Here is a 13,377-nt window from a genome sequence, read left to right on the forward strand (position 1 = left end):
CCACTACCTCGTTTCAGTTTGTTAGAAGCGTGCCCGATGCTATCGGGCACGCTTTTTTGTGGCTTACTAAATTGATTTTCAGTGAGATTGTTCGATAATTCCACACAAACGTTTGCGCTGAAATCCATAGGCGCGCTACCTTGCGCCAAACTTACCAGATGCCCCCCACGGAGGTATCGGCTTGCCTTACTACGCTGCGCATTTATGTTTTTAAAGATTGCTGCTTTGCTGACCGCTGCCCTGCTGGCGCTGGCCCTCCCCCAACCGACTGCGGCCCAAACCCCGCACACTGGCGACGTGTTCGTGGACAAAGCCGGGGTACTGCGCTGGGCGAAGGGCAAGCAGGAAGTGGCTCTGTTTGGGGTAAACTACACCGCGCCGTTTGCCTACTCCTACAGGGCCCTGGGCAAGCTGGGCGTAGACCGCGAGCAGGCCATCCGGCAGGACGTGTACCACTTGGCGCGGCTGGGCGTGGACGCCTTTCGCATCCACGTATGGGACGTGGAAATCAGCGACACGCTTGGCAACCTAAAGGAGAACGACCACCTGTGGCTGCTCGACTACCTGGTGGACCAGCTGGAGCGGCGCGGCATCAAAATCATTCTCACCCCGATTGCCTACTGGAATAACGGCTACCCGGAGAGGGACACCGGCACGGGCTTTTCGAGCATTTACGGCAAAGGCGAGGCCTACACCAACCCGCGCGCTGTGGCGGCCCAGGAGCGCTACCTCACGCAGTTCCTAAACCACCGCAATCCTTACACCAAGCAGCTGATCCGGCAAGACCCGGGCATCCTCGCCTTCGAGGTGTGCAACGAGCCGCACTACCACCTGCCCGAGGGCCCCGTGACGGCCTTTGCCGACCGCATGACCGGGGCCATCCGGGCTACGGGCTGCCGCAAGCCGGTGTTCTATAACATCGCCGAGAGCCCGCAGGTGCACAACGCCATTCTGAACGCGAAAGTGGACGGGTTGACCTTCCAGTGGTACCCCGAGGGGCTGGTGGGCGGGCATACGCTGCGCGGCAACTTCCTGCCCTATGTAGACCGCTACCCGATTCCCTACGCCAACGACCCGCGCTTCAAAAGCAAGACCAAGATGGCGTATGAGTTCGAATCGGCCGACGTGGTGCAGCCGGTGATGTACCCGTTCATGGCCCGCAGCTTCCGTACGGCGGGCTTGCAGTGGGCCACGATGTTTGCCTACGACCCGCTGGCCCTGGCCTACGCTAACACCGAGTACCAGACCCACTACCTGAACCTGGCCTACACGCCGGCCAAGGCCATCAGCCTGCTCATCGCCGGCGAAGCGTTCCGGCGCGTGAAGCGGGAGCAAGCATTCCCAGGCTACCCGGCCGACTCGACGTTCGGGGCGTTTCGGGTGAGCTACCGCGAACAGCTGAGCGAGATGAACGCGCCCGAGGCCTTTTACTACACCGGCAGCACGGCCACGCGGCCGGTGGCCCCCGCCCAGCTGCGGCACGTGGCGGGCACGAGCTCGTCGGCGGTGGTGCGCTACGGGGGCACGGGGGCCTACTTCCTCGACCGGTTGGCCCCCGGCGTGTGGCGGCTGGAGGTGCTGCCCGACGCCGTGCCCATCCGCGACCCGTTTGCCAAAACCTCGCTAACGCAGCCCGTGACGCAAATTTTGTGGAACGACCAGCCGTTGCAACTTGCCCTGCCCGGCCTGGGCGACAACTACACGTTGCGCGGTATTAACGAAGGCAATACGGCCCAAGCCACCGCCACCGGGGGCCGCGCCACCGTACGCCCCGGCGTATACGTGGTGGCCACCACGGGGCAAAATACCGCCGCTTACGGAGCCCAAACGCCATTTGGCACCGGCCAGCTGGGCGAGTACGCGGCCCCCGCCCCCACCGACCTGGGGCCCCAGGTGCGGCATACGCCCCCGGCCCAGGCCGAGGCCGGCCAGCCGCTGCGCCTCGAAGCCACCCTCACCGGCGTAGGGCCCCAGGACAGTGTACTGCTCGTGGCCCAGCACTACTACGGCCGTACCCAAACGCTGCCGGCGGCACTACGGGCAGGCGCGCACGTTCCCCGGTAATTTTGCGGGCCAGCCCGGCGACTGGGACTACGCCCACCCCGAGCACTGGGAAGTGCCCGTGGTGGCCGCCGGGGCATCGCTCCCACTGTTCAGCGCCGGGATTGATAAAGACCTGACGGAGGCCCATGGCGTGGGCGAAGATGCCTGGACCGACTACGTGACCACGCCCGCTGGGGCCCTGGCGCTATGCCTAGTGCAGGGTCCGGCCTCGGCCAAAAACCCCGCCCCGACCGCGGGGGCCCCGGTGGCAGCCCTGCGCGCCTACTTCGGCGACCGGCTAGCCAGCCGGTCGGCCGCCGAGCTGGCAGGCTTCCGCACGGTGGTAGTGCGGGTGCGGCCCGGCGCGGGCGCGGGGGCCCTGCGCCTCAGCCTGGCCACGCGCGACGCAGTGGCCTACACCGCCGAGGTACCCGTGAGCGGTGCCGACTGGCAGGAAGTGCGCGTGCCGCTGGCGGCGTTCCGGCCGGCGCCGCTGCTGCTGGTGCCGCGCCCCTACCCAAGCTTTTTGCCGCTCACCCACCCCGCCCCCAAGGCCCCGGGGCCCCTAAAGCTGGCCGACGCCGAGGTGCTGCAAGTCGTATTGGGCGCCGCCCCGGCCGGCCCCGCCCCGCTGACGGTGGACCTTGAATCGGTTTCGCTGCAGTAGGTTCTAGCCTCAGGAATTCTCACCAAATAATTACAGGCCGCCATGCTTAATCTGGCGTCCGCTTGTCGAAGCATCTCTCCCGCTAAGTAAATAATTACTGCCGCGGGAGAAATGCTTTGGCTGCGCTCAGCATGACGACCTGTAAATCTTACAAATGATTTTAGGATTTAATATTTTGGCTTTCAAGCTCTAATCTTTTTTTCATGAGAATTTTTACTCGTTTGCTGGCGCTGGGGGCCCTGGCGTGGGGCCTGGCGGGCCCCGCCGCGGCCCAAATCGCGGCCTTCGCCAAGGGAGCCGACGTGAGCTGGGTGACCCAGATGGAGGCTTCCAACTACCAGTTTTACAACGCCGCAGGCACACCGCAGGACCTCTTCCAACTGCTGCGCGACGGCTACAATATGAACACCATCCGGCTGCGGGTGTGGGTGAACCCCGCCGGCGGCTGGAGCGGCAAGGCCGACGTGCTGGCCAAGTCCCTCCGGGCCCACGCCCTGGGCCAGCGCCTACTGATTGACTTCCACTACAGCGACGACTTCGCCGACCCTGGCAAGCAAACCAAGCCCGCCGCCTGGCAAGCCTACACTGTGGCCCAGCTGAAACAGGCCGTGTACGACCATACCACGGACGTACTTAATACGCTGAAAGCAAACAATACCACACCCGAGTGGGTGCAGGTGGGCAACGAAACCAGCGACGGTATGCTATGGCCCGAAGGCAAAATCTCGACCGGCGGCGGGGCCAACTTCGCGCAATTTGTGGAGCAGGGCTACCAGGCCGTGAAGGCTGCCAGCCCCACCACCAAGGTGATTATACACGTGGCCAGCAGCGAAAATGTGGCCGTCGCGCACTACGTCTACGACGTGCTGCAAGCCAACGGCGCGCACTGGGACGTGTCGGGCCTATCGCTCTACCCCACCCTGTCGGACTGGCCCAGCTACACCACCCGGTGCCTGGCCACGATGAATGACTTAGTGGCTCGCTACGGCGGCAAGGAAGTGATGGTGGTGGAAACCGGCCTGCCCGCCGCCTACCCCATCGTGACCCAGCAAATGGTGCTCGACCTCATCGCCAAAACCAAGTCGGTGGCCAACAACAAGGGTCTGGGCGTACTGTACTGGGAGCCCCAGGCCTATAACTGGATGGGCTACACCCTGGGCGCCTGGGCCCTCAACGGCCGCCCCACGGCGGCCCTGGAAGCCTTCCGCGACGTGCCACCGACGGCCGGCCTCGTGTACAACCCGGGGTTCGAATTCACCGGCGGCACGGCTACGCCCCTGGGCTGGAGCACGGCCTCGGCAACCGATGCCGACGCCGATTTCACCGAGGAAGGCACCGTGCACGGCGGCCAGCTGCGCCTCACCCACTATAAGGCCACGACCTACCGCGTACGCACCTACCAGATAATCAATAACTTGCCTAACGGTACCTACACCCTCAGCGGCTGGGTGACGAGCGGCGGCGGCCAGAATTCGTGCCAGCTCTACGCCAATGGCTTCGGGGGCCCCGAGCAGGCCGTGGCCGTACCCACCAGTGCCAGCTTCACCCAAATCCAGGTACCCGGCATCGTAGTGACGAATGGACAGTGCGAAATCGGCCTGCGCACCGACGCCAACGCCGGCAACTATTGCAGCCTCGACGACGTGGCCTTCGCGCCCGCGCAGGCGCTGGCTACGGCGGCCAGTAGCCCCGCCGCCGCGGCCGTGCAGTTGTACCCCAACCCCGCCGCGGGCACCTTCACCCTGGCGTTCGGCCTGAGCCAACCCGGCCCAGTACGCGCCACATTGCTCACCCTCACCGGCCAGGTGGTGCGCGTGCTAAGCGACGACGCCCAAGTATCCGCCGGCCCGCACGTGCTGGCGCTGGGTACCGGGGCCCCACTACCGGCCGGGGCCTACCTGGTGCGCCTGACCTGCGGCGACCAGGTAATTGTACGCAAGCTGTTGATTAAGTAGCTGATGTTACGCAGCACCTGCAGCTATCTACTGGAAAGGGTATTTGTATGGACTGCAAAAGCCTGTTTCCAGTAAGCTGACGAAAGGACTGCGTAACATCAGTATACTCGTCACGAAGTAGGGTGCGGGGCTTGTTCCCGCCCGTCGTGGAACGAAAGCCGACTGAACCGTTCAAGGACGGGCGGGGACAAGCCCCGCACCCTACTTCGTTTTCGCATTCCACTTCGTGAGTAGTATAAGTAGGTGTGCAAAAGCAACCTTTATGCTAACGTTTAGGGCCCCACGCAAAGGAGCGCGCCACTGCTGGCGCGCTCCTTTGCGTGGGGCCCCTAAACGTTAGCGGTGGGCCGGCGGCCGATCGAACAGCCATTCGTAGGCGGCGGCAAACTCTCGCTGCCAGAACCATTCGCGGTGCTCGCCGTCGGGGGCGGCATGGTAGGCCACGTGGGCGGCGGGCACGCCTGCGGCGTGCAGCACGTCGCGCCACTGCGTCATCAGGGGCAGCATCGAGCTATCTTCCTTAGCCCCGGCCACCAAGTAAAACTTGGCGGTGGCTGCCGGTGGGTGCTGGTGCGCATAAGCTTGCAGCGAATCGTTGCATACCCAGAAAGCGGGCGAAAAGGCCCCTACGCGCCCGAATACGGCCGGGTAGCGCAAGGCGGCGTACACCGAGATAAGCCCCCCCAGGCTGGAGCCCGCGATGCCGGTGTGAGCCACGTCGGGGCGAGTGCGGTAGTGGCCGTCGATATAGGGCTTGAGGGTGAGGGCCAGGAAGTCGACGTAGGCCGCGCCCTGGCCCCCGGTCTTGATTCGGGGGTTGTGCCACGGAATGTATTCGTCGCCCCGGTAGCGGCTGCCGTTATCCACGGCCACCACAATACAGCCGGTGGGGTCCTGGCCGCTGGCGCGGAGGCGGTCCAGGGTTTCGTCCACGCCCCACTCGCCGGCGAAGGCCGTGGCGGCGTCGAACACGTTCTGGCCGTCGTGCAGGTACAGCACCGGGTAGCGGCGCTGCGGCTGGCGGGCGTAGTCGGCGGGCAGGTACAGCCACACGCGCCGGTGCCGGCCCAGCTGCGGCATAAAAAACGCGGTGTCGAGCACCTGCACCTGGGGGCTGGCCGTGCTGGGGCCCTTGGCGGCGGGGCGGCCGGTGCCGAGGGCCCGCAGCACAGCGCAGCGGGCCACCGGGGCCCCGGGTGGCGGAGAGCTAATAATGGACATACTAAAACGGGTGGCCGTGCTAGCGCAGAGTGGCCCCTTCGCCGGCCCCGCGCTCCGAAACGTCGATTTTGCGCAGCGTATAAATGGCCCGCACCGAGTCGATGCCCGGCAGACCGTTGGTTTGGAAATCGATGCGGTAGCCCTGGCCCGGGGCAGCTACGAAGTGGCGGTACTCCTCGGCTGGCTCCCGCACCACGTACAGCTCGCCGGGGGCGGGCACCTTCAGGCGGGCGTAGGTGCTGCGGCCGTCGCCGGCGGGGCGGCGCTCGGAGCCCGCCAGCAGGCTGGGGCCCGAGAGGCGGAACTTCTGGGCGTCGGTGCCGGGCAGCGCCGGGTTGCTGAGGCCATCGACGAAGATGCCGCGGCGCTGGGCTAACTCCTCCAGCGTGAGGGTGAGCAGCAGGGGCAGCTGCTGCTTGTCCATCACCAGCTGCTGGGTGGCCAGCCCGGCGCCCGGCGCCCGGTAAAATACCAGCACCGGCTCAGCCAGCCGCACGCGGCCCACGTAAGGCTGCGGCTCGCCGGTAGCGGCGCGGCCGGCCCGGGCGCGGGGCGAAGACTGAGCCGCGCCGACGACGGGCAGCAGGCCCAAAGCGAAGAGTAACAACGATTTCATGCAGCAAAGAACTTACGCGGTTGGCCATCAAAGGTAGGCACCGCCCCGCATTATCAAACTCCGCGGCAGGCCCTGCTTATGGGGTCCCGGCGGGCACTTACCGCTACTTTTTACAGACCGAGAGCCCCAGGGTAGGCGGCGTGGAATTAGAAATCTATCAGCCGCCGATAGAATAAAATCAATAAAACGTGTATTCACGCATTTTTTCCTAAAAAATTGGTATTTTTGCTCCCCCCCAAAACGCTGCATGCCTACTACTTTTTCTGCATCTATTCTTCATTTTCTCACCAATTCCTGTTTCCATGAAACAACACTACCTGGCAAAACTTTGGGTTTTGCTTTTAATTACGCTACTAGGCTTTAGCGCTAATGCTCAGGCACAAACCGGCTCGGTGAGCGGGCGCGTACTCGACGAAAAGAATGCAGGCATTCCCGGCGCTACCGTGCTGGTAGCGGGTACGTCGCTGGGCGTTTCCAGCGACGCGGACGGCAACTTCCGCCTCGCTAACATTCCGGCCGGCCCGCAAACGATTGTACTCACCTTCGTGGGTTACAACGAAGTGCGCCGCCCGGTCACCATTGTATCCGGCCAGAACGTGGCAGTCAATGCGGCCCTAACCGTGAACGCTACCGAGCTGGGCGAGGCCGTGGTGATTGGCTACGGCACCCAGCGCAAGCAGGACGTGACCGGGGCCATCACGACGGTGACGGCCAAAGACTTCGTGCAAGGGCAAATCACTAACCCCGAGCAGCTCATCCAAGGCAAGGTGGCCGGCGTGCAGATTACGACCGACGGCGGGGCCCCGGGCGCCAGCACCACCATCCGCATCCGCGGGGGCTCGTCGCTGAACGCCAGCAACGACCCGCTCATCGTGATTGACGGCGTGCCAGTAGATAACTCCTCCGTGAGTGGCGCTGCCAACCCGCTGAGCCTCATCAACCCCAACGACATCGAAACCTACACGGTGCTGAAAGACGCGTCGGCCACGGCCATCTACGGCTCACGGGCCTCGAACGGGGTAATTCTCATCACCACCAAAAAGGGAGCCCTGGGCGACAAGCTGACGGTCAACCTGGTATCGAACACGTCGTTGGCGGCCCGCTACAATTCGGTACCAGTGCTGACGGCCGATGAGTTCCGGGCCACGGTACAGGCGGTAGCGCCCCAGCAGGTGGGCTTGCTCGGCACGGGCAACACCGACTGGCAAAAGCAGGTTTTCCGCACGGCCATGACTTATGATAACAATGTGAGCCTGACCGGCGCCGTGGGCAAACTGCCTTTCCGCGCCTCCATCGGCAACCTAGAGCAGCAAGGCATCCTCATCACCAACCGCCTCATCCGCAACTCTGGCTCATTGAGCCTGAGCCCCATATTGCTGGACAACCACTTACGGGTGAACGTGAACGTGAAGGGTACCTGGGTAGACAATAACTTCGCTGACGCCGGGGCCATTGGCTCGGCGCTGGCCTTCGACCCGACGCAGAACGTATTCAGCGACAACGCCACTTACGGCAACTACTTCCAGTACCTGCAAGGCAACGGCACGCCCCAGCAGAACGTGCCCACTAACCCGGTGGCCACGCTCATGCTCCAGCGCAACCGCAGCACCGTGAAGCGCAGCATCGGCAACATCCAGCTTGATTACAAGCTGCACTTTCTGCCCGACCTGCACGCCAACTTGAACCTGGGCTACGACGTGACCCGCGCCACCGGCAACAACTTGGTGGATGCGCGCTCGGCGGGTTCGTACTTCAACAACCCCCTTGACCCCACCAACACCACGGCCCGCGGCGGCTCGTACAACTACTACTCGCAGCAGCGCAACAACAAGCTGCTCGAAGCCTACCTAAACTACACGAAGCAGTTCAACGAAAACACCCGCTTGGAAGTGCTGGCTGGCTACTCGTACCAGGACTTCGTGACGACGGCTCCCGCCTACGATACATACCTGGGCGACGCCTCCACGGTACGCACGCTGGCCGCCAAAAACCCGTTCCGCACCCAGTACACCATTATCTCGTACTACGGCCGGGCCAACCTGTCGATTAAAGACCGCTACCTCTTCACGGCTACGCTGCGCAACGATAATACGTCGCGCTTTGGCCCTGACTATCGCAAGGCATACTTTCCCGCGGGTTCGTTTGCCTGGCGTATCAAGGAGGAGGACTTCCTGAAGGACAGCAAAACTTTTTCGGACCTGAAGCTGCGCGTGGGCTACGGCATCACCGGCCAGCAGGACGTAGTGGCCGCCGCTGGCAGCGACTACCCCTACATCCAGCGCTTCCAGCAGAACGTGCCTTCGGCCCAGTACCAGCTCGGCGGTGTGTACTACACCCCCTACTCGCCCCTGGGCTACAACGGTAAAATAAAGTGGGAGCAAACCAGCACCTACAACGCCGGCCTGGACTTTGGCTTTCTCGATAACCGCCTCACCCTGAGCGCCGACGCGTACTACCGCAAAACCACCGACCTGCTGGCCGTCATCCCCATCCCGAGCTTGGTGAACTTCACCAACCGGCTGATATCCAACGTCGGCTCGCTCGAGAACAAGGGCATTGAGCTAAACCTGAACGGCAACGTTATTCAGAGCGAGAAGCTGAACTGGAGCGTGAATGCCAACGCTACCTACAATGTGAACCGCATTCTTTCGCTGGGGCCCCAGGCCGCCAATTTTCAGGGTATCGAAAATACCGGCATCTCGGGCGGCACGGGCACCAACATTGGCAACTACCGCGTGGGCTCGCCTTCGTCGGCCTTCTATGTGTACCAGCAAGTATACGGCGCCAACGGTAAGCCCGTGGATGGCGTATACGTGGACACCAACGGCGACGGCAAAGTTGACTCCAACGACCGCCGCATTTTCCAGCAGTCGGCCCCAAAAGTGCTGCTCGGTTTCGGCTCGAACCTGAGCTACAACCGCGTCAGCCTGGCCTTCTCGCTGCGCGCCAACCTGGGCAACTACGTGTACAACAACGTAAATTCGAACCTGGGCAACTACCAGGGCATCGTGGGCTCGACTAACTTTGTATCGAACGTAACACGCGACGCCAACAATACCGGTTTCCTCAACAGAACCCAAGACCGCTACTCGTCGGACTACTACATCCAAAACGCCTCCTTTTTGCGTATGGACAACGTGACCCTGGGCTACAATGCTGGCAAAGTGCTGAACGGCAAAGGCAGCCTGCGCCTGAGCGCCGCCGTGCAAAACGTATTCGTGGCCACGAAGTACACCGGCCTCGACCCGGAGATTCCGAACGGCGTGGACAACAACGTGTACCCGCGCCCCCGCACCTACACGTTTGGCCTGAACCTGAGCATTTAATTTCCCACCCTCGTACCTAATATGAAAAATATTATTTTCCGGAACGCGGCTGTCTTAGGTTTCACCTCGTCGCTGCTACTGGTGGCGTCGTCGTGCAACAAAGACCTTGACCGCACCCCCACCTACGACCTGAGCACGGATGCCGTGTACAAGGACGCGGCCGGCTACCGCACGGTGGCCGCCAAGGCCTACAGTGGCTTTGCTGTGACGGGCCCCAGCGGCCCCGGCGCTTCGACCGGCGACATCCTGGGTATCGACCAGGGCACGTCGGACTACGTGCGCCAGCTGTGGAGCGCCCAGGAGCTAACGACCGACGAGGCTATCATCCAGTGGGGTGACCCCGGGATACAGGACTGGCACAACATGAACTGGACGTCGAGTGGCGTGCTGGTGCAGGGCCTTTACAGCCGCATTCTGTACGAAATCACGGTTTGCAACAGCTTCCTGGCCGAAGCCACCGATGCCAAGCTCAGCGCCCGCGGCATCACGGGCGCCGACCTGACCGACATCAAGGCCTACCGGGCCGAGGTGCGCTTCCTGCGGGCCCTGGCCTACTACCACGCCCTTGACCTGTACGGTAACCCGCCCTTCGCCACCGAAACCGACCCGATTGGGGGCACCACGCCGCCCAAGCAAACCACGCGCGCCGCGCTCTTCACCTACCTCGAATCGGAGCTGAAGGCCATCGATACCGACCTGCTGGCCCCCAGCCAAAGCGCTAACCAGTACGGCCGCGCCAGCAAAGCCGCCGCCTGGACGCTGCTGGCCAAGCTGTACCTGAACGCCCAGGTGTACACGGGTACTGCCCGCTACGCCGACTGCTTGACGTACGCCGCCAAGGTGATTGATACCGGCGGCTACTCGCTGCAAACCACCGCCACGAACATGGCTACGGCCTACTCGCGCAACTTCCTCACCGACAACAATACGTCGCCGGAAATTATCTTCCCGATTGTGTTCGACGGCAAGCGCACCCAGAGCTACGGCGGCACCACTTTCCTCACCCACGCGCCGGTGTCCGGCACAGCCGACAAATACTGGAACCCCGCCAAGTACGGCATCGGCGCGGGCTGGGGCGGCACCCGCACCACGCCCAAGCTGTTTCAGCAGTTCACTGATACGGCCGCTGATACCCGCGGCAGGTTCGTGACCGGCGGCCAGACGATGGACGTGGTTTCGCAGACGAACTTTAACAACGGCTACGTACCCATCAAGTTTAAGAACGTCAGCTCGACCGGAGCGGCGGGTGCCGATGCCACATTTGTGGACACCGACTACCCCATGTTCCGCCTGGCCGACGTGTACCTGATGTACGCCGAAGCCGCCGTGCGCACAAACGCCAACCTGCCCCAGGCCCTCACCTACGTGAACCTGATCCGCAGCCGGGCCTACAACAACACCGCGGCCGGTAACATCGCCACGGCCGACCTCACCCTGGATTTCCTCCTGAACGAGCGCTCGCGCGAGCTGTACTGGGAAGGCACCCGCCGCACCGACCTCATCCGCTACAAGCGCTTCACCACCGCGGACTACCTCTGGCCCTGGAAAGGGGGCGTGGCCGCTGGCACCAGCGTGCCCGATACCCGCAGCCTGTTCCCAATCCCGGCATCGGACCTGAGCGTGAATCCCAATCTGGTACAGAACCCCGGGTACTAACCGCTGCTTGCTTCCCCGGCCAACGCCCGGCGCTCTTTGGGGCCCCGGCGGGGCCGGGGGAACATTTCTTATCATTCCCACTCCCACATATTTACTTCCATGAAAAACTGGCTTACCCAAGCAGTTGGCATCTGCACCGTGGCGGCGGTGGCTCTCACGGGCTGCAAAAAAGACGAGGTGCAGGCGACCATCACGCCCACCAACGTGCCCACCCTCGCCGCCTCCACCACCGCGGCAGTACTGACGCAGGCCGACGCCGCGAAAATCGCGGTGACTTACACCTGGACGCCCGTCACGGGCTTCACCTGGACCAACGCGGACGCACCCTACAACCCGGCCATCACCTACCAGCTGCAAATCGACAAGAAGGGCGGCGCCTTCACGGCCCCCGCCACGATTGACGCTGGCACCAGCCCCACCGCCGTAACGGTGGAAGCCCTGAACACAGCCTTGACCACGCTGGGCATCGCCCCCGGCACCCCCACGCCCGTGGACGTGCGCCTGAACGCCCGCTACGCCTCCAATACACCCCAGGCCTCGCCGGTGATGCCGCTCACGGTTACCTCCTACAAAGCCTGCATCCCCCCCAATTCGGACAGTTGGGGTGTGGTGGGCGACGCGGCCGACGGCTGGCCCGACCCCGCCAATGTGACCGATGCGCCCTTGACGTACAACTGCGACACCAAGACGTACGATATCACCCGGGCTTTCAAAGTAGGAGCCTTCAAGATCCGCCTCAACAAATCCTGGAACATGAACTATGGCAGCAGCTCCAGCACCGGGGGGCCCCTGGTGTCAGGCGGCGGTAACATCAGCGTGACGATGCCTGGCACCTACACGGTCAAGTTTGACTTCGCCAACATGAAATACACCATCACCCAATAACCGCCGAGTGGTTTTGCATTGCCCAAAAAGGCCGCTCGATAGAGCGGCCTTTTTTTGTGGTCGGGGGCCCCGTGCATCGCGCCCGCGGCGGCTTGCCCCAAATTCCTTACTTTCGCGGTTCCACACTTTTATTTTTTCGCATGATTCTCATTGCCGACGGTGGCTCTACCAAGTGCAGCTGGTGCCAGCTCGACGACGCCAACCAGCGCGTCTACTTCAACACGGAGGGCTACAACCCCGATTTCATCGACACGCCCGGCATCGTGCGCTCGCTCGACCAGAACCTGCCCGATACGCTACCCCGCGGCGAGGTGCGCGAAATCCACTTCTACGGCGCCGGGGTGTCGTCGCCGGCCAAGGCCGCTATCATCGGCAACGCCCTCAAGCAGCTGTTTCCGAACGCCAAAACGGTGGAGGTAACCGAGGACCTGCTGGCGGCGGCCCGCGCCCTACTGGGCCGGGGCCCCGGCTTCGCCGCCATCCTGGGCACGGGCACTAACTCATGCCTCTACGACGGTAAAAAGATTACCTACAATGTGGACTCGCTGGGCTACTTCCTGGGCGATGAAGGGTCGGGCTCGTTCATCGGCAAGCGCCTGCTGAGCGACTACCTGCGCGGCCTGCTGCCCGACGGCCTGCAGGATGCCTTCCGCGAAACCTACCAGCTGGGCGAGCGCAATGACATCATCGACCGCCTCTACAACCAGCCGCTACCCAACCGCTTTCTGGCCAGCTTCGCCAAGTTCACCTACGACCACAACAACGTGAGCTACTGCCGCGAAATCGTGCGCCAGGGTTTCGAGGCGTTCTTCCAGAACATCGTGCTGCACTACCCGCGCTACCAGGACTACTCGTTCAACTGCATCGGCTCGGTGGGCTACAACTTCCGCGACGCCCTCACCCAGGTAGCCAACAGCCACGGCATGGAAGTGGGCAAGATCATCCGCTCCCCCATCGACGACCTGGTGGAATACCACGTCACCAACGACTAACCACTGGGGCCCCGGG

9 protein-coding genes are annotated in these 13,377 nt (G+C 63.2%); 7 read left to right on the top strand and 2 right to left on the bottom strand.

All coding sequences use genetic code 11. The annotated features are described in order from the left end of the window. The first annotated feature begins 225 nt into the window (after window positions 1-225). From DDQ68_RS05505 to DDQ68_RS22605, 3 genes are all read left to right on the top strand, one after another. A complete protein-coding gene (locus tag DDQ68_RS05505) occupies window positions 226-2,064 on the top strand; it encodes a membrane or secreted protein (protein ID WP_162549875.1) in 1,839 nt (612 codons plus the stop codon). Next, entirely contained in the window at window positions 1,979-2,710 is a 732-nt protein-coding gene (locus DDQ68_RS05510) for a CIA30 family protein (RefSeq protein WP_109655414.1), read from the top strand. Before DDQ68_RS05505 ends, DDQ68_RS05510 begins: the two co-directional genes overlap by 86 nt. Before the next feature lie 203 nt (window positions 2,711-2,913). Then, window positions 2,914-4,665: a glycosyl hydrolase 53 family protein gene (locus DDQ68_RS22605; RefSeq protein WP_162549876.1), complete on the top strand. Its 1,752-nt coding sequence runs from the start codon at window positions 2,914-2,916 to the stop codon at window positions 4,663-4,665. Between the two features lie 336 nt (window positions 4,666-5,001). Here DDQ68_RS22605 and DDQ68_RS05520 read toward each other — a convergent pair whose 3' ends face one another. Beyond that, window positions 5,002-5,886 carry an alpha/beta hydrolase gene (locus DDQ68_RS05520; protein ID WP_109655415.1) on the bottom strand — a complete coding sequence of 295 codons (885 nt, stop codon included), beginning with the start codon at window positions 5,884-5,886 and terminating at the stop codon, window positions 5,002-5,004. A gap of 19 nt (window positions 5,887-5,905) precedes the next feature. Continuing rightward, window positions 5,906-6,502 (bottom strand): hypothetical protein, encoded by a 597-nt coding sequence (locus DDQ68_RS22610; RefSeq protein WP_162549877.1) that lies wholly within the window; start codon window positions 6,500-6,502, stop codon window positions 5,906-5,908. Between the two features lie 302 nt (window positions 6,503-6,804). On the opposite strand from DDQ68_RS22610, the gene DDQ68_RS05530 reads away from it, so the two are divergent. The 4 genes from DDQ68_RS05530 (at window position 6,805) to DDQ68_RS05545 (ending at window position 13,361) form a co-directional block, all read left to right on the top strand. Then, the gene (locus DDQ68_RS05530) at window positions 6,805-9,828 is read left to right on the top strand and encodes a SusC/RagA family TonB-linked outer membrane protein (protein WP_109655416.1); all 3,024 of its coding nucleotides are present in this window, start codon (window positions 6,805-6,807) and stop codon (window positions 9,826-9,828) included. A gap of 21 nt (window positions 9,829-9,849) precedes the next feature. Beyond that, complete coding sequence (locus DDQ68_RS05535; protein WP_109655417.1) at window positions 9,850-11,484, top strand: RagB/SusD family nutrient uptake outer membrane protein; 1,635 nt, start codon at window positions 9,850-9,852, stop codon at window positions 11,482-11,484. Window positions 11,485-11,583: 99 nt separating this feature from the next. Continuing rightward, window positions 11,584-12,369, top strand: a complete 786-nt coding sequence (locus tag DDQ68_RS05540; RefSeq protein ID WP_109655418.1) for a SusE domain-containing protein — start codon at window positions 11,584-11,586, stop codon at window positions 12,367-12,369. Window positions 12,370-12,509: 140 nt separating this feature from the next. Continuing rightward, on the top strand, window positions 12,510-13,361 hold the full coding sequence (locus DDQ68_RS05545) for an N-acetylglucosamine kinase (protein ID WP_109655419.1): 852 nt from the start codon (window positions 12,510-12,512) through the stop codon (window positions 13,359-13,361). Window positions 13,362-13,377: the final 16 nt, after the last annotated feature.

Source organism: Hymenobacter nivis, assembly GCF_003149515.1.
GTDB classification, from domain to species: domain Bacteria; phylum Bacteroidota; class Bacteroidia; order Cytophagales; family Hymenobacteraceae; genus Hymenobacter; species Hymenobacter nivis.

Coding starts and splice junctions, on each gene's coding strand:
- DDQ68_RS05520 (WP_109655415.1), bottom strand. CDS start 5,886: ATGTCCATTATTAGCTCTCCGCCACCCGGGGCCCCGGTGGCCCGCTGC.
- DDQ68_RS22605 (WP_162549876.1), top strand. CDS start 2,914: ATGAGAATTTTTACTCGTTTGCTGGCGCTGGGGGCCCTGGCGTGGGGC.
- DDQ68_RS05545 (WP_109655419.1), top strand. CDS start 12,510: ATGATTCTCATTGCCGACGGTGGCTCTACCAAGTGCAGCTGGTGCCAG.
- DDQ68_RS22610 (WP_162549877.1), bottom strand. CDS start 6,502: ATGAAATCGTTGTTACTCTTCGCTTTGGGCCTGCTGCCCGTCGTCGGC.
- DDQ68_RS05540 (WP_109655418.1), top strand. CDS start 11,584: ATGAAAAACTGGCTTACCCAAGCAGTTGGCATCTGCACCGTGGCGGCG.
- DDQ68_RS05535 (WP_109655417.1), top strand. CDS start 9,850: ATGAAAAATATTATTTTCCGGAACGCGGCTGTCTTAGGTTTCACCTCG.
- DDQ68_RS05530 (WP_109655416.1), top strand. CDS start 6,805: ATGAAACAACACTACCTGGCAAAACTTTGGGTTTTGCTTTTAATTACG.